19 protein-coding genes, 2 pseudogenes and 1 other annotated feature are annotated in these 17,290 nt (G+C 42.1%); all 21 genes and pseudogenes read left to right on the top strand.

Annotation, left to right across the window (positions count from 1 at the left end; genetic code table 11):
- Positions 1–76: 76 nt before the first annotated feature.
- The 21 genes and pseudogenes from I2484_RS07220 to obgE all read left to right on the top strand — a co-directional run bounded on the left by I2484_RS07220 (position 77) and on the right by obgE (position 17,254).
- On the top strand, positions 77–1,273 hold the full coding sequence (locus I2484_RS07220) for a GGDEF domain-containing protein (protein ID WP_207150365.1): 1,197 nt from the start codon (positions 77–79) through the stop codon (positions 1,271–1,273).
- On the top strand, positions 1,225–1,668 hold the full coding sequence (locus I2484_RS07215) for a GGDEF domain-containing protein (RefSeq protein WP_207150364.1): 444 nt from the start codon (positions 1,225–1,227) through the stop codon (positions 1,666–1,668). The genes I2484_RS07220 and I2484_RS07215 overlap by 49 nt, the downstream gene beginning before the upstream one ends.
- 12 nt (positions 1,669–1,680) lie before the next feature.
- Positions 1,681–2,436, top strand: a complete 756-nt coding sequence (locus I2484_RS07210) for a prepilin peptidase (RefSeq protein ID WP_207150363.1) — start codon at positions 1,681–1,683, stop codon at positions 2,434–2,436.
- A gap of 149 nt (positions 2,437–2,585) precedes the next feature.
- Positions 2,586–3,233 carry a hypothetical protein gene (locus I2484_RS07205; RefSeq protein WP_207150362.1) on the top strand — a complete coding sequence of 216 codons (648 nt, stop codon included), beginning with the start codon at positions 2,586–2,588 and terminating at the stop codon, positions 3,231–3,233.
- Between the two features lie 95 nt (positions 3,234–3,328).
- Positions 3,329–3,943: a Maf family protein gene (locus I2484_RS07200; RefSeq protein WP_207150361.1), complete on the top strand. Its 615-nt coding sequence runs from the start codon at positions 3,329–3,331 to the stop codon at positions 3,941–3,943.
- Between the two features lie 13 nt (positions 3,944–3,956).
- Positions 3,957–4,481: pseudogene (gene radC / locus I2484_RS07195) on the top strand (RadC family protein); the annotation flags it as partial.
- Positions 4,482–5,210: 729 nt separating this feature from the next.
- Positions 5,211–7,133, top strand: coding sequence for a group II intron reverse transcriptase/maturase (ltrA, locus tag I2484_RS07190; RefSeq protein WP_481886385.1), 1,923 nt, complete (start codon positions 5,211–5,213; stop codon positions 7,131–7,133).
- A gap of 143 nt (positions 7,134–7,276) precedes the next feature.
- A pseudogene (locus I2484_RS07185) lies at positions 7,277–7,423 on the top strand (JAB domain-containing protein); the annotation flags it as partial.
- Between the two features lie 146 nt (positions 7,424–7,569).
- Positions 7,570–8,586 (top strand): rod shape-determining protein, encoded by a 1,017-nt coding sequence (locus tag I2484_RS07180; RefSeq protein WP_207150359.1) that lies wholly within the window; start codon positions 7,570–7,572, stop codon positions 8,584–8,586.
- Positions 8,587–8,605: 19 nt separating this feature from the next.
- Positions 8,606–9,493 (top strand): rod shape-determining protein MreC, encoded by an 888-nt coding sequence (mreC, locus tag I2484_RS07175; protein ID WP_207150358.1) that lies wholly within the window; start codon positions 8,606–8,608, stop codon positions 9,491–9,493.
- Complete coding sequence (mreD, locus tag I2484_RS07170) at positions 9,490–10,014, top strand: rod shape-determining protein MreD (RefSeq protein WP_207150357.1); 525 nt, start codon at positions 9,490–9,492, stop codon at positions 10,012–10,014. The genes mreC and mreD overlap by 4 nt, the downstream gene beginning before the upstream one ends.
- Positions 10,015–10,036: 22 nt before the next feature.
- Entirely contained in the window at positions 10,037–10,708 is a 672-nt protein-coding gene (minC, locus tag I2484_RS07165; protein ID WP_207150356.1) for a septum site-determining protein MinC, read from the top strand.
- Position 10,709: 1 nt separating this feature from the next.
- Positions 10,710–11,507: a septum site-determining protein MinD gene (minD, locus tag I2484_RS07160; RefSeq protein WP_067208143.1), complete on the top strand. Its 798-nt coding sequence runs from the start codon at positions 10,710–10,712 to the stop codon at positions 11,505–11,507.
- A gap of 259 nt (positions 11,508–11,766) precedes the next feature.
- Positions 11,767–12,765, top strand: coding sequence for an NERD domain-containing protein (locus I2484_RS07155; RefSeq protein WP_207150355.1), 999 nt, complete (start codon positions 11,767–11,769; stop codon positions 12,763–12,765).
- A gap of 270 nt (positions 12,766–13,035) precedes the next feature.
- Complete coding sequence (locus I2484_RS07150) at positions 13,036–13,587, top strand: M23 family metallopeptidase (protein ID WP_207150354.1); 552 nt, start codon at positions 13,036–13,038, stop codon at positions 13,585–13,587.
- Positions 13,584–14,195 carry a M50 family metallopeptidase gene (locus I2484_RS07145; protein WP_207150353.1) on the top strand — a complete coding sequence of 204 codons (612 nt, stop codon included), beginning with the start codon at positions 13,584–13,586 and terminating at the stop codon, positions 14,193–14,195. Before I2484_RS07150 ends, I2484_RS07145 begins: the two co-directional genes overlap by 4 nt.
- 42 nt (positions 14,196–14,237) lie before the next feature.
- Positions 14,238–14,311: a sequence feature (ribosomal protein L21 leader region), on the top strand.
- A 13-nt stretch (positions 14,312–14,324) separates the two neighbouring features.
- Positions 14,325–14,633 (top strand): 50S ribosomal protein L21, encoded by a 309-nt coding sequence (gene rplU, locus I2484_RS07140; protein WP_067208153.1) that lies wholly within the window; start codon positions 14,325–14,327, stop codon positions 14,631–14,633.
- Between the two features lie 6 nt (positions 14,634–14,639).
- A complete protein-coding gene (locus I2484_RS07135; protein WP_207150352.1) occupies positions 14,640–14,966 on the top strand; it encodes a ribosomal-processing cysteine protease Prp in 327 nt (108 codons plus the stop codon).
- Between the two features lie 15 nt (positions 14,967–14,981).
- Complete coding sequence (gene rpmA / locus I2484_RS07130; RefSeq protein ID WP_207150351.1) at positions 14,982–15,272, top strand: 50S ribosomal protein L27; 291 nt, start codon at positions 14,982–14,984, stop codon at positions 15,270–15,272.
- A gap of 159 nt (positions 15,273–15,431) precedes the next feature.
- Positions 15,432–15,950 carry a Spo0B domain-containing protein gene (locus tag I2484_RS07125; protein ID WP_207150350.1) on the top strand — a complete coding sequence of 173 codons (519 nt, stop codon included), beginning with the start codon at positions 15,432–15,434 and terminating at the stop codon, positions 15,948–15,950.
- An 11-nt stretch (positions 15,951–15,961) separates the two neighbouring features.
- Positions 15,962–17,254 carry a GTPase ObgE gene (obgE, locus tag I2484_RS07120; RefSeq protein ID WP_207150349.1) on the top strand — a complete coding sequence of 431 codons (1,293 nt, stop codon included), beginning with the start codon at positions 15,962–15,964 and terminating at the stop codon, positions 17,252–17,254.
- The last annotated feature ends 36 nt before the right edge of the window (positions 17,255–17,290 follow it).

Raw genomic sequence — 17,290 nt, 5'->3', positions numbered from 1 at the left:
GAAGTTTCACAACGGTCTGGGGGAAATCAAAACGATTTCTCCTTTTAGGTTTTAGTTGCCGAAAGAGGTGGGACACTTGCAAACTCAACAACTTGGTATTTATCTACTAGTGTATATGGTTCCTGCCTTTGTAATTTTCGGAATAGGCTGTATGGTGTTGGCGCAAAGCCCTCGACGTTTGGAACATAAGTTAATGGTGGCATTTAGTTTTACGTATTGTCTGCTGTTTCTTGAAGAATTTATTCGGCATTTATTGCCATTGTCTTCTAGTGCTTGGATGGTCGGCATGTTTTTTTACCAAATTAGGTTATTGACGTCAGCTATTTTATTCCACTTTTTTATTCATACGACGAAAATGTACGAGCGTTTTCGTATACTCTTCTATCCATATCTCTTTTACGTTCCTGTCGTAATCGTCATCATTTTAACGGTAATGAATGTCAATGTCGTGGATAACACTGAATTTATTCAAAATGGCATATGGTACTCGCAGATTTTTAGCAAGTCCTATTATATGAAGCTGATCCTATCAAATGTAATATTAATTCTTATGGTTGCCACTTTATGGAATGGGATGAAGCACGCGACTTCGTTCAGAAAACGTAAATCCATTCAAGTTTTAATGGTGGGAATGATAAGTATGCTCATTTTGACAGTCATTTTGGGTTATCCGAATTATGGCAGATTCTTACCTCCCTATCCATATCTACTATCCGGCATTGTGTTTACCGGATTCCTATCCATTTCCGTTTTGCGTTTTCAGTTATTACCTTCCGTTACGAGAAGATATAAAGAACTGTTCAACTTAAGTCCGGTATCTATCATTATTACGAATGATCAGTGGGAAGTATTGGAGTACAATAACAATGCGGCTATTGAGCTCGGGCCCCAAGTTAGAGAAGGTTTCATTTTTATCGATTATTTTAAAGTGACAACGAATAGACAGCAACTTCTTCGATTAAGTGAGCAGTTGGAAAAAGAAGTGACCATCAGAGATTACCCCATTAAAATTATGAACACAGCCCAGGATGAATACCTCTATTTTTCGCTGGATGCATCGCTGTTGAAAGTGGATGAGGATGTCTTTTATTATTTGATTTGTCGTAATGTGACCGAGGAATTGGAAAGTAAGCAGCTTGTTCAGCATTTAGCCTATCATGATGCGCTAACTACTATTTACAACCGAGCGTTTTTCGTTGCTGAAGTAGAGGGAAGATTAAAGCTTTGCCCGTTGAGTCAACGAATGGGACAGCGGTTGTGCTCATTGATTTAAATCGATTTAAAGCGATCAATGATACATATGGACATGCCGTCGGCGATCAAGTGTTGAAGCATACAGCATCCATTTTGATGAAAATAACAGGAGAAAGTGACATTGTCGCACGTTTTGGCGGCGATGAATTCGTCATTTTCCTCGAGGAATACCCAACGGATCAAGCGGTGGATGATTGGGTGGATGTTTTACTCGATGAATTCGCAGCCAATCCGTTTGTTGGAAATGACTTTGTGTTGGAAATTGAGCCAAGTATCGGGGTTGCTTTTTATTCAGTTGAGGCAAGCCAATTCGATGAGCTATTTCAATTGGCTGATGTGAAAATGTATGAAAATAAGGAAAAGTCTAGAAGGACGCGGAGGGCGGCCAAAATAGACCTAGTAGATAAACAGTAGAAGGAGGATTGCATGGGAATTAGTATTGGTGTTTTCTTTTTCCTATACGGTATTGTATTAGGATCATTTTTCAATGTTGTCGGATTACGTGTGCCAAAGAAGGAGTCAATTGTTTCGCCTCCTTCACACTGCACCATCTGTGATCGGAAATTAGGTGTTGTCGATCTAATTCCAGTCTTTTCTTATCTATTTCTACAAGGTACATGTAGGGGATGTGGTACGAAAATCAGCCCGATTTATCCAATCATGGAGTTGGTGACGGGGATTTTATTTGTGTTAAGTTACGCGATGCTCGGATTTAGCGGCGAATTATTTATCGCCATTTTGTTCATGTCGCTTCTTGTCATCATTACGGTGTCGGACATCGCCTATATGCTTATCCCTAATAAGGTGCTGTTACCGTTCGCTGTCGTCTTGCTTGGGCTTCGGCTGTTCATTCATCTAGAGCCGTGGTGGGATAGCCTGCTCGGGGCTCTGGTGGGCTTCGGAGTCCTCTATCTAATCGCGGTCGTGTCGAAAGGGGGCATGGGTGGTGGGGATATCAAATTATTCTTCGTTATCGGGCTTGTGCTGGGTACAACGAATACGCTCGTGACGCTGTTTTTAGCGGCATTTATCGGGTCTATTGTTGGGATAATCGTATTGAAACGGACAGGGCAAGGACGAAAAACACCTATCCCATTCGGTCCCTCAATTGCGGTGGCTGCTGTCATTGCTTACTTCTGGGGAGCTGATTTTGTCGGTTGGTATGGCAATCTATTCTATTAAGTCGATAAATTTATTGGAACAAGGCGACATACGTCTTGTTCTTTTTCACGTTCATTCTGATACGGTTAAACATAAAAGCACCTTGGTTAGGGCAAACTTATGGCCTGAGCACTTAGGCGCTAGATAAACTTAAAACGGGGTGGTCAGTAATGAAATTCGGAAAACGCTACTCAAAAGTGACAGTCTTCATGGCGATGCTTCACGGTGTCCTCATAGGTGTCGCAGCTGTTGCGGTGATTGGTCTACTACTTGTTGGGACCAAAGGGAAAGATGATGTCAAGACGAGCGGCAAAGAGTTAGCAGCATCGGGTCCAGCAGCTGTTGAAAATTCAGCAAAGCCTGATGAAGAGCCGTTACAATTATTTGCGAAACAACATGGTGCATTCTCATCCAAGGAATCTGCATCCCTATTTATTGCAGAGGATCCAACACTATCAAAAGCGGCCGTCATAAAGGCGGGCGATAAATACTTAGTTTGGAGCGCTGTTGGATTGACGGAAAATGACATTGACTCCAGTGAATCTGAAGGTACGTATCGGAAAACGTTCAGGGCAGATACCTCATCCTGCGGGGCAATCGGTGCAGGGAAATTGCGCGAGGTCCTCATGCAAACAGAAATAGCCGAAATTAATAATTTGGACGATACTAAAAAGGAAGGGAAAGAGGATGAAAAGACAAAAGGTTTTTACAAGAATATCACCGCTATTACAGTGTTTACGAAGGATTTACGTATCGTCAGATTGCATCTTCTTTCCCAGTACTCACATACAGAAAACTGCGTTAAAATCACTTTTTGAGGCTTGAAAAGGGGTCGGATTTGAGTTTTGAAGATATTGAGACAATTTTCACAAACCCCTTTATCCAGTATGATTGGCTAAAGGGGGAAATACTAATGAAATTTACAGTTGTTAAACCAGTTATTCTAGCATCAGCATCTCCGCGCCGGAGAGAGATTCTAAGTTTGCTTGGCTTTCCATTTACAATTGTGCCGAGCAATGTGTCAGAGGATTTAGTTGTAGAAAAAGATGATTTTGAAGGCTATGCACGGCAACTTGCTGCGATGAAAACACAGGTAGTAGCGAATGATAATCCCGATTGTATCGTAATAGGAGCGGATACGATTGTTGTGCATGAAGGAAAATTATATTCGAAACCCGAGAGTAAAGAACAAGCGCAAGCGTTTTTAAAGGAGCTGTCTAGTAAAACGCATACAGTCATAACGGGCGTCGGGTTATTTATGGATGATGAGTTACGCACATTTTCCGTTGAGACAAAGGTTACCTTCCGTGAACTCGACGATAGGTTGATCAACGCATATGTAGAATCTGGGGATCCGATGGACAAGGCTGGCGGATACGGTATTCAGACGGCTGGCGCATTATTGGTCGAAAAAATTGATGGTGATTATTACAATGTTATGGGTTTACCGATTGCAAAGTTGACGGAGCATATGCGGGAGCTGGCCTTTATGGAATTGAAGGGCGGTGTATCATTCATTGACAATTGATCTTCAACACAAAATGATGATTCGCGACGTACATATAGCGGACAGGCCACGCGAGCGACTCATCAGGCAAGGTGCGGAAAGTTTATCCAACCAAGAGTTAGTTGCAATATTGTTACGTACAGGTACAAAACAGGAATCTGTTCTCATTCTTGCCAACCGGATTCTATCTTCATTCGATAAAATCCAAGACTTGAAAGACGCTACAATTGAAGAACTGATGCTGGTAAAAGGAGTTGGTCAGGCGAAGGCTGTTCAAATTCTTGCTGCCGCAGAGATTGGCAAGCGGATGTATCGTAAGCACTCAGAGGGGCGGTATACGATAAGGTCCCCGGAAGATGCGGCTGCTTATCTAATGACGGATATGGCCTCACTCAATCAAGAACATTTCGTTGTGCTATTTATGAATGTTAAAAATGAAGTCCTTCATAAACAGACTATTTTTATCGGTAGCTTGAACTCAAGCATAGTTCATCCACGCGAAATTTTTCGTGAGGCAGTAAAACGATCCGCGGCGTCAATCATAGTGGCGCATAATCATCGTGTGACATGTTCGTAACTGAAAAGGTTACGCACGCTGTCTGAAAGTCCAAAAGACTGTAAGAGAGTCGTGAACTCTTAACTCGATAGGTAGAATGATGGGGTAACGCCTTGAAATGCCTACTCTGATACTCCGACATGCGCTATTCGAGTGTATATAAGAATAGGGTGTGAAGCTCGGTAAAGTCGGCTGAAAGTTGTCGTAGTGCCATTTGGTAACCGAAAGCTAACCAGAGGTGGTTGGTGCAACCGATAGGTCGGGAGTCATAAAAAACTTGATATGGTGAGAATGTGGTAAAACACTGACGAACTAGCGAATGAAATGTCTGTAAGTGGCGAGCACTTAGAAATGAGTGGGCTTGATGAAAGAATCAAGTGCGTTCCGTGGGCGAGTACCTATGGTGGTTTCGAAAGCTTCATGCACCGTTACAGGCGGTGGAGAGGACGCCAGGCAAGAGCTAGCACCTAAGTTAAGACATGGATAGAGTTAAGGGAACGTGGAAAGCTATTAACATGGAGAGTATACACTCGATGAAGTGGTAGGAAGGAAAGGATTCGTCTATAACTTTCTTTTGTGATAGTGAGAGTAGAGGCATGAGCTTTGAAGTTTCTGTAATGGAAATGAAGCAACAGCCTCAAGTCGTTTAGTCAAATTTATTTCAACTCAATCACCTCAAGGATTCTCGTATGACTAAAAAGGTCACGGGCCAGAAATGGAGCGTGATAGACCTTGAAAGAAAATTATAAGAAAATCCCTAGAATGAAAAATACGAGGTTACGACATGCAGAATACTACGGCATGACAGAAACCTTTGATATGCTTTTTGCAAAAAGTAAAGAAAATCAAAAGTTGACGAATCTAATGTCTATTATTACTTCAGATGATAATATCCTTCTCGCTTATCGCAATATCAAGCGAAACAACGGGAGTGCGACAGCTGGAGTAGATAAAGTCACAATCAATGACATTGAAAAGTTGAGTACAAATGAATTCATTGAAATTGTGAGGAAAAGATTCGCTAAATACAATCCTCGGAAAGTAAGACGTGTGGAAATACCAAAACCTAATGGAAAGACTAGACCGTTAGGAATTCCCTCTATGTGGGATCGAGTAGCGCAACAATGCATTCTACAAGTTTTGGAACCGATATGCGAGGCTAAATTCTATAAATACAGTTTCGGTTTTCGACCCACTAAATCAGCGGAAAATGCAATTTCCGCATGTGCTGTTCGGATAAGCAGGAGCAAAATGCAATACGTAGTGGATGTGGATATCAAAGGCTTCTTTGATGAAGTGAAACATTCAAAACTTATGCAACAAATATGGACGATGGGCATCCAGGATAAACAATTACTTGTTATACTTCGGAAAATGCTCAAAGCACCAATTGTTTTGCCTAATGGAAAAACTGTATATCCAACAAAAGGGACACCACAAGGAGGAATACTTTCTCCTTTGTTAGCGAATATCAATTTAAATGAATTCGATTGGTGGATAGCTAATCAATGGGAAAGTAAGAAATGTCGTAATATCAACGACTACCTTATTAAGAAAACGGGACTGTATAGCCATCAATATAGATACAGACAGCTGAGGGAAACATCCAAACTAAAAGAAATGTATATTGTTCGCTACGCTGACGACTTTAAAATCTTTACGACAACACGTTCAAATGCTGAAAAAATATTTACGGCAAGTAAAATGTGGCTAGAGGAACGGTTAAACCTTCCCATATCAGAAGAGAAATCTAGAATTACGAATCTTAAAAAAGAGAGTAGCGAATTTCTTGGCTTTGAACTGAAAATGGAACGAAAAGGATATGACCGTTTGGGTCGTAAGAATTATGTCTGTCAATCACATATAGCAGAAAAAGCGCGAATGAGGATTAAGAAACAACTCAAAGACCATATCAAACTTATGCAAAAAGCACCTAACGGAACGGCATTAATCAAAAATGTTCAAATCTACAATAGTATGGTCATTGGCATTCATAATTATTATCAAATCGCAACGCAAGTAAATGCAAGTTTGATGCCAATACAATACCAACTAACACTAGTAGAACGCCATCGGTTAAGACAGTTCTCATTAAGGAAAACAACCAACTATGTAATTAAAGACCAAGGTTTGAAGCCTTACTTAAAATCGGAAATGACAAGATATATAAATGGATATCCTCTTATTCCTATAGGGTTTATTAAAACCAAAACAGCGTTAATGCACAAAAATGGTGTTAATAAATTCACCGTTAAGGGACGGAAACTAATGCATAAAGAACAAAAGTCGGTTCCAAACTGGCAAGTTCAATGGATTAGGAAGCATCCTGTCATTAACGAACGGGCAACGATAGAGTTTAATGATAATCGAATATCGCAGTTCGTTGCTCAAAAAGGAAAATGTGCTGTATTAGGGGAAGAGTTAATTCTGACGGAAATGGATTGTCACCATAAACAATTATGGAGTCTGACGAAAGACGATAGATATTCCAATCTAGTATTGATTACTAGAGATATTCATCGGCTGATTCACGCCACAGAAAAAGATACTATCCATAGCTATCTTGAACTTTTGAAATTAAATAAGGAACAAATCAAGAAAGTGAACAATCTACGATTATTAGTTGGCAAAGAAGAAATTAAACAAACAACCTAGGGAATGGATATAATTTAATGCAAGATTGAGGTAAATGAAATAGATGACAAACGATGGAACGCCGTGTGCGATGAAAGTTGCATGCACGGTGTGGAGCAGGGGAAAAGGCGAAGATTACATCAAAACCTTACCTATTGCTATCGAGCGGAAACCCCTCACCATCTCCAGAAGATATCGAAGTGACGAAGAGACTTATTGAAGCGGGCTCAATTATGGGCATTGAAGTCCTCGACCACGTTATCATCGGAGATCACCAGTTTTTAAGCCTGAAAGAGAAGGGCTATATGTGAATATATTCTGAAATAATGGCTCGAATGGCACGAAAAATGAATCAGGGTACATGTGACACTGTGAATTTGCTCTTCTATCCGTTATACTATGGTGTATGATTTCATGAATGCCGTAATTAACGGTTTAGCAGAAAGGAAGAACACATTTGTTTGGATTTGGATCTAGAGATGTCGGGATTGACCTCGGCACAGCAAATACATTAGTTTTCATCAAAGGAAAAGGCATTGTCCTCAGAGAGCCTTCAGTAGTAGCGAAAAATACACATACTGGTGAAATTGTAGCAGTCGGTAGCGCTGCGAGAAATATGATTGGTCGTACACCTGGATCTATCGTGGCAACACGCCCGATGAAAGACGGCGTTATCGCTGATTTCGAAATTACGACGGCTATGATTGAGCACTACATGAAAGAAGCGACGAAAGCGGCAGGCGGAGCCTGGAAAAAGCCGAACGTCCTAATTTGTGTGCCTTACGGAATTACTTCCGTTGAACAGCGTGCGGTTATTGATGCTTCACGTCAAGCCGGTGCGAAAGAAGCATTTACGATTGAAGAACCGTTTGCAGCTGCGATTGGCGCAAATCTACCTGTTTGGGAACCTACTGGTAGTATGGTCGTCGATATAGGTGGCGGTACAACAGAAGTTGCAGTCATTTCACTTGGCGGCATCGTAACAAGCGAGTCAATCCGTGTCGGTGGCGACACAATGGACGGCGCGATTATTAGCTATATCCGCAAAATGTATAATTTGACTATCGGTGAACGGACTGCAGAAGCTATTAAAATTGAAATTGGTTCTGCAAAAGTAATTGGCGATACACAGAAGATGGAGATTCGTGGACGCGATCTTTTGACTGGTCTGCCGAAAACAATCGAAATCTCTTCAGATGAAATCGCAGAAGCATTGCGTGAGTCAATTGCACAAATCATAGATGGTGTGAAGAAAACACTTGAAACAACACCTCCAGAACTATCTTCGGATGTTATGGAACGCGGAATCGTGCTAACAGGTGGTGGTGCATTGCTTCAGAATCTTGATAAAGTCATTTCTGATGAAACGCAAATGCCTGTATTCATAGCTGAAGATCCACTCGATTGTGTTGCCATCGGTACAGGTAAAGCACTTGATAATTTTGAATTGATCAAAAAAATGCAAGGTAGATAAGTAAGGGAGGACATGGGCAATGCCGCGATTTTTTTCGAATAAACGTTTGATATTACTGCTCGTGGGCGTCATTATCCTTGTGGCATTAATTTCATTCTCCCTCAAAGACCGGCAGAATGCCTCCCTTCCAGAACAAGTTGTGAAAGATGTCGTCGGCTTCGGGCAATCACTATTCTCGAAGCCGGCGCTTTACATAACAAACGTCATTGGGAATATTGATGGGATTTTGAATACATACGAAGAAAACAAACATTTAAAAGTAAGATTAAGTGAATACGCCTCTGGACAAGCAGAGTTGGCGGATGTTAAAGCGGAAAATGAACGTTTGCTCGAAATTGTAGGTAAAAAGGATGATTTACGTGTGTATGACCCGGTTCAGGCAACGGTCATTTCGCGGAACCCTGATCAGTGGGAAGAGAAAATCATCATCGACAAGGGCGAAGAACACGGCATTAAAAAGAATATGGCGGTCATTACAGCGAATGGCCTGGTTGGGAAAGTTGTACTTGTTACAAAGTTTACTTCCACAGTTGAGTTATTGTCGACTGAAAATCGTAATTTCCGTGTTGCTGCGGTTGTTGCAGGTGAAAAGACTTACGGACTTATCGAAGGGTACGACCGTAAACGCAGCGAGCTCATCATGAAAAGGATTGACTCTAGCTTCGAAGTTAAAGTCGGACAGAAAGTTATAACATCTGGTCTTGGTGGTATTTTTCCGAAAGGGCTTTTAATAGGAGAAGTAACAGAAGTGTCTACAGATGATTATGGACTGACGAAGTTGGCGTATATCCGTCCTGCAGCGGACTTTTCGTTGTTGGATCATGTCATCATTGCGAAGCGCTCATCAATTGTTGAGGGAACAGACGGAGACGGCTCAGCAGATACTGAGGGGGAAGATGGATCATGATCCGGTCCATCATCCCTCTTATTGCCGTCTTGTTGTTTTTCCTGGAGCCTGTATTTAGCCTGTTTTCACCGGTGAACATTGGAAATGATAGCTATACACTTGTTCCGCGGTTTGTTATCGTGTACCTTATCTTTATAGCTGTCTATTACAGTAGAAAACATGCATTCATTTACGGAATTGTGCTTGGACTCTTGTATGATATGTACCATATTGATATTATTGGATTATATGCATTTCTTTATCCTTTGATTTGCTTTATTGCAACACTAATTATTCGCCAAATCCATCGCCATATTGTAACGGTGATGTTCCTGGCGCTACTTCTGATTATCGTGCTTGAAGTACTATCATACTTTTTCGCAAGTCTCGTTTCATTGACATCTATTGGCTTGGATGAATTCATTACAGGGAGACTTATTCCGACGATAATTGCCAACTCAATTTTCGTTGGTATGTTTGGCTGGTTTTTCAAAACTCTAATTTTTAAAAGAGTAATAGAGCGACAAGGCGAAACTTTGTAAAAGAAAGTGCGGGGTGACGCAATTGACGAAACAGCAATATGTAACGATAAAAGGGACAAAGGACGGTCTTGTTCTTCGGCTTGACGACAAATGCGCTTATTCGGACATGATTGCCGAACTCCGTAAAAAAGTGGACGAAGACGGCTTGGAGGGGCTTGCGGAAGTACAGGTTCATACTGGCAACCGCTATTGCAATGAAGAAGAATTGCGGGAAATTATGAACGCGATTCACGATTCTCCAAATTTACGCGTATCAAAAATCCAAAGTGATGTTATCACGATGGAAGAATCCAATAGAAAAGTACTTGAAAACCAATCCGAAACCTACATCGGCATCGTGAGATCGGGTCAAGTTGTGCAGGCGGAAGGGGACCTCGTTGTCATTGGAGATGTAAATCCCAACGGCCGCGTCGTCGCTGCCGGCAGCATCTATGTCCTTGGTAGACTAAAAGGAATCGCTCATGCAGGTTCGAGCGGCAATGCGAAGGCTGTTATCGCGGCTTCTTGGCTTGAAGCAACACATCTTATTATCGCGGACAAAATGGAAACGATGACGGATGAGTTAACGATTTTGTCGGAACAACCGGAAATGGAATGTGCTTATTTGCATCCGAACGGCTTCATCGCCATCGATCGTCTGCAGGAACTCCGGATTCTTCGGCCTGGTCTGTCATCATTCAAAGGAGGAAGCTAGTTTGGGAGAAGCAATCGTAATAACATCTGGTAAAGGCGGTGTCGGCAAGACGACGACATCCGCAAATCTTGGAACTGCACTGGCTCTCCAAGGGAAAAAAGTGTGTCTAATTGACACTGATATCGGCCTCCGTAATCTTGACGTCATTCTCGGCCTTGAAAACCGTATCATCTACGATTTAGTGGATGTCATTGAAGGTCGCTGCAAAGTTCAACAGGCACTGGTGAAGGATAAACGTTTTGAAGATGGACTCTTTTTATTGCCGGCTGCTCAGACTACTGATAAAAATGCAATAAATCCTGAACAGATGAAAAACCTGGTTACTGAACTGAAACGGGATTATGATTATATACTAATTGACTGTCCGGCTGGAATTGAACAAGGTTTTAAAAACGCCATTGCCGGCGCAGACCGTGCCATTGTTGTCACGACACCTGAAATTTCGGCCGTCCGTGACGCTGATAGAATCATTGGTTTGCTTGAACAGGAAGACATTGAACCTCCGAAACTAATCATCAACCGCATCAGGCGGCACCTCATGAATAGCGGAGATGCGCTTGATGTCAACGATATTACAACGCATTTATCTATCGACTTGCTCGGCATCATCTTAGATGACGAGAACGTTATCACCTCCTCGAACAAAGGAGAGCCCGTCGTCATGGATCCAGCGAACCCTGCAGCAATTGGCTATCGCAACATTGCACGCCGTATCCTCGGTGAATCAGTACCGCTCATGTCACTTACTACTGGAAAACCTGGATTCTTCGGTAAACTTAAATCGATATTTGTGAAATAACCCCAAACCCCTGACACATATTTTTTGTGTTGGGGGTTTTTTGAGGAATTCTAGTTGGGGGTGGAGAGTTTGGGTGGTTGAGAGTTGAAATTACAATTCGGAAGTTGCAATTAAAAGTGCAAAGTTGCAATTACGTTTCAAGAGTTGCAATTAAACATGGAGAGTTGCAATTAGCGATAGTAAATGAATGGGGTTACGTGATTTAAGTTAGAAATCGATACTTTTTCAATGAGAAAGTCAAAATAGGAGGAGATTTTGATTGATTATTAAAAAACGAGGTATTTCAGGGACTTTTGCAGGGCTAGCGTCGCTTGTTTCACGTATATCGGAATCTGATGAAATGTTTAAAAGAATCAAGTCTGATTATAAAAATTGTCGTGCGGGATTTGCGGGTGAATTAAGGGTTGATAATTTTTTAGAAGAGCTTGAACTGAAGATGCCCTATTACGTTTTGCAGAATTTGACTATCAAGGTTGGAAAAAAGAGAGTTCAGATTGACACAATACTTATTCATCCCAATTTCATTTTGGTAATAGAAATAAAAAATATGCGGGGGGAATTTTATTTTGATCCCGTTAATAAACATTTTTATAGGCTGAACGACGAAGGGAAAAAGGAAGGAATGAGGAACCCGGAAGCGCAGCTGAGTCGGTCGACAACTATTATCGATTCTTTCCTTCGAGACAAAGGAATTGAGATGTCCGCCAAGGGACTTATCGTATTCGTTAGCCGTGCGGGTATTGTTATGCAAGCATCGGAAAAGTGGAAAACGATTCCGCTTGATTCGCTGGTCGAGTATATTGAACTTTTAGAAGACCAGACTAAACGTGTGGTACCAAGTGAAACATGCAAACGTTTGGCATTGGAGCTATTGGCTGAAGACAGGCCGGAAAAACTAGTAAGTATCGTTGACTATTATAATGTTTCGGTTGATAAAGTGAAAAAAGGGGTCAGATGTCCGGGATGCAATTACATTCCAATGTTAAGAAAACATTCGCGATGGTGTTGTGGAAAATGTGGAGAGGAATCGCGTGATGCTCACCTCAATACCCTGCAGGAATATCGGTTACTATTTGGGCCGGAAATTACGAGTAGAAGTGCGATTGATTTCATGCAGCACAACTCCATCTACTTTGCGATACGTGTGCTTACTAATAATGCTGAAATAAAAAAAGTGAAGGCAAGGTATCGATTATTTCAAATTAACGATGAAAAACATCTATTATCGGAATTCATTCGGGAAGAATTGAAAAAGTAGTTGTTGAAATAGGGGGTTTGCAATTAGGTTTGACTAGTTGCAGTTAGAATTCGAAAGTTGCAATTAGAATCTACTAGTTGCAGTTAAAACTCACTAGTTGCAATTAGAATCGTAAAGTTGCAACGAAAGATGAACGCACGGGTATTCATCACCCAAATTCGCTCGCAGAAATCAAACGATACAAAATTCACTGTCACTAATTCTAACCAACCGCCCATACTATTCCCGTCAGCTCCGTCATATACTAAAAAAAACGGGTGGTGTGACCGGTTGAAATGGAGAACGAAGTGGATGGTGGCGATTGTGTTGACGCTCGGGGTGATAGGTGTGGCGAAGTTGGAGGATGCAGGGGTAATACGGGAACCTGTTACGCAGTATGTCACGTCTGGCAAGGACTTTATGGCGATGAAGAAATGGGTTGCGACGATGATTAATGATCCTGGGGCTGATAAAGTGGCGGTCATGGCAGATCCACATAAGGAAAACCCTTTTTCTGCGTATGAATCAATGCAGCCATATAAAGAAGGTGTGATTGTATCCTATTCACAGCCATTGGCGATTGATGCGCAAGAGAGCGGGCTTGTCATTTTTACAGGTTTCACTCGTGAATCGGGGAAAACCATCACGGTGTTATATGATAGTGGGGATGAAGTGACGTATGGTTACGTCGGAACATTTACCAAACTGCCGTATACAGCTGTGAAAAAAGGGGACACGCTGGGGTTAATGGGTGAGGAGGCGATTTATCTGAAGGTGAAGCGTGATGGGGTGAAAATGGATGCATCACTTTTGCCGGCATATCTTTCGGGCGGGGAACAATGAAATTTAGGCTCCATCCTGTTCTCCTACCTTTCTTTTTTATTTTAATAGTGACCGGCAGTATTTCGATCTATGCCATTATTTTTATTTCGCTTCTGATTCATGAAGCCGGTCATCTCCTTACTGCCTATCTCACTGGAATGCGCATTAGATCCTGTACAATCATGCCATACGGTGGCGAAATCGTCATTTGGAATAAACATATGGCACCAAGAAGAGATCGTCTCCTTGTAGCGCTCAGCGGTCCTCTGGCGACACTGTTAGTACTTTTACTCGCAATATGGATTCCATTTCCGGGTAACGATCAAGTTATCCGGATCCAAGTTGCCTTGCTAATACTTAACTTACTTCCCATTTTACCGCTCGATGGTGGACAGGCAATATGTGCGCTGCTCGAAACAGAGGGTTCCGTTTATCGCACACGCACGCTCTTTTTACTCCATTCTATTGTCTTTCTTTGCGCTGGTATTTTCCTGTTAGCAACTGATTTACCTAAGACATTGCCTTATATTCTTCTAGCAACGTTCCTCCTGCTACAAAACATTTTCGCATTCCGATTCCGAAAATATGAAAAGGCATTTGCAGAAATGAAATTAAATAGGTTGACGTAATAAAATATACGTGTTAAAATTCAAATGTTAATGTTTGTAGCACCCGTGCTGCAACCGCGCTGAAAAGGTACAAGTATCCGTACGGATCACCTTGGAAGGCGAGTCTGTAATTATAGAGGAGGTGCAAGTATGTACGCAATTATTGAAACTGGTGGAAAACAGATTAAAGTTGAAAAAGGCCAGGAAATCTACATTGAAAAAGTAGCTGGTGAAGCTGACGAAGTTGTCACTTTCAACAGAGTTCTATTCGTAGGTGGAGAAGACGTGAAAGTAGGCGTTCCATTCGTGGAAGGTGCTACAGTTACAGGAACTGTTGTTAAACAGGGTCGTGCTAAAAAAATCACGGTTTTCAAATACAAGCCGAAAAAGAACTATCACAAAAAACAAGGTCATCGTCAGCCATACACTAAAATCGTCATTGACGGTATTAACCTGTAAGCCGGCATGATCAAAATCATCATCAAGAAACAATCATCCGGCCGTATCAACTCTTTTGAGATGACAGGCCACGCCAATTTCGCAGAATACGGAAAAGACCTTGTCTGTGCAGCTGCATCAGCAGTATCATTTGGTGCTGTCAATGCAATCATTGCACTTACAGGCAAAACCCCTGAGATTCAACAAGGATCTGAGAGTGGATATTTGAAAGTCAGTTTTCCGGAAACTGAAGAAAATGATCACGATACACAGTTGATTGTAAAGGCAATGATTGTTTCGTTGCAGACGATTGAAAATGACTATGGGCAACATATAAAAATTATTCTTAAATAGTAGGAGGTGGCATACATGCTACGTTTAGATCTCCAGTTTTTCGCATCGAAAAAAGGGGTAGGTTCTACTCGGAACGGTCGTGACTCACACTCGAAACGTCTTGGCGCAAAACGCGCGGACGGACAGTTTGTTACTGGCGGCTCAATCCTTTATCGTCAGCGCGGAACGAAAATTCATCCAGGTGAAAACGTCGGTCTCGGTGGTGACGATACTCTTTTTGCAAAAGTTGACGGCGTCGTTCGTTTCGAACGTTTTGGTCGCGACAAAAAGAAAGTTAGCGTATACCCTGAAGCTCAGGAAGCTTAATATACGTACGACAGAAAGGACTGCATACGAATGTGCAGTCCTTTTTTTCTTTTTTTAGACACAGAAAGAAATCATATTTTTCTGTGCTTGCCGCAAATAGCGAAGTAAGGTATATAGATGCTATACTGTATACATGAAAATTGTTGGCGGTGAATGGGAATGGGGAACAATAAACTTACCACGGCGGAAGCGCTGAAATTTGCAAGACATGATTTTTTAAATGAACTTCAATTAGTCTTGCTCTATATCGATCTTGATAAATTACCGGAAGCAAAACAAAAAATCTTGGAAGCGACCGATCGTATGCGTGAAGTGGCATTGTTAGAAAGGCTGGGACTTCCAGCCGTTGAGACATGGCTTACTACGTTCGACTGGCTATACGGTGCGTTTACTAAGACGATGACGTGCACGATAGCATCCGGAATCCGAAAATCCGACGATACGGAAGTTGTAACTTATTTAGAACGACTGTTTAGTGAAGCCGAAAAAACATTGGACCCGACTTCTGAATATGAAACACAGATCGATGTGCAGGCATCAGCCGAAAGTTGGTCAATTACGATTACGGTGCATGGTCAGATGGGAAATAGACTTCCCGCACCGATAGCGGATGGAAATTTTACGATTGAAGAAATAATTTCACAAAATCAATGGACGTTCACAATCAGTGGACAATAGGAGGAAAATAAATGTTTGTCGATCACGTAAAGATTTATGTAAAAGGCGGCGACGGTGGTGATGGAATGGTTGCTTTCCGTCGGGAAAAGTATATCGCATATGGTGGCCCAGCCGGTGGTGATGGAGGACAAGGTGCTAGCGTTGTTTTCATCGTGGATGAAGGATTGCGGACACTAATGGATTTCCGTTACCAACGTCATTTCAAGGCGCCGCGCGGTGAGCACGGTGGAAGTAAAAATATGCACGGGAAAAACGCGACCGATGTAGTCGTCAAAGTTCCTCCTGGTACGATTGTGACAGACGCAGAGGATGGTTCAATCATCGCTGACCTCGTTGAGCACGGTCAGACAGCTGTCATTGCTAAAGGTGGACGTGGTGGACGCGGGAATAGCCGATTTGCGACTCCGTCAAACCCTGCACCTGAACTATCTGAAAAAGGTGAGCCGGGCGCTAATAAAGAAATTAACCTGGAATTGAAAGTGCTAGCGGATGCAGGCCTTGTTGGCTTCCCGAGCGTAGGGAAATCGACACTATTATCTGTTGTTTCCGCTGCAAAACCGAAAATTGCAGATTATCATTTTACAACGCTAGTTCCGAATTTGGGTATGGTTGAAACGGATGATCATCGCGGCTTCGTGCTCGCTGACCTTCCAGGATTGATTGAAGGAGCGCACCAAGGTGTCGGTCTAGGTCATCAGTTCTTACGCCACATCGAGCGGACACGCGTCGTCATCCATGTGATTGATATGTCCGGCCTTGAGGGGCGAGAGCCATACGAGGATTTCCTGACAATCAATGAAGAATTAGAACAATACAATATGCGTTTGACAGAACGTCCGCAAATCATTGTTGCAAATAAAATGGACATGCCTGAAGCGGAAGAGAATCTCAAAGTCTTCAAGGAAAAACTGAATGACAGCAATGCACTGATCTTCCCAACTTCAGCACTTACAAGAACTGGACTTGACGGACTTCTACATGCGGTTGCGGATTTACTTGAAACAACTCCTGAATTCCCAATGCACGAGATTGAGGACGAAGACAAAGAGAACTCAGTTCTGTACAAATATGATGGAGAAGCAGAGTTGTTTAAAGTTGCACGTGATGATGACGGTGCATTCGTATTGTCGGGCTATACAGTTGAGCGTCTGTTCAGGATGACGGACTTTAACTTTGATCAATCGGTTCGTAAATTCGCTAGACAATTGCGTGGTATGGGCGTAGATGATGAACTTCGTAAACGTGGCGCGAAAGACGGAGATACAGTGCGACTTCTTGACTTCGAATTTGAATTCGTAGATTAATCAGCTCGTATGAATGACTAAAAAATGACTAATGGT

This window comes from Sporosarcina sp. E16_8 (assembly GCF_017347095.1).
Classification (GTDB): domain Bacteria; phylum Bacillota; class Bacilli; order Bacillales_A; family Planococcaceae; genus Sporosarcina.
This window is presented reverse-complemented; position numbering and strand designations above follow the sequence as displayed.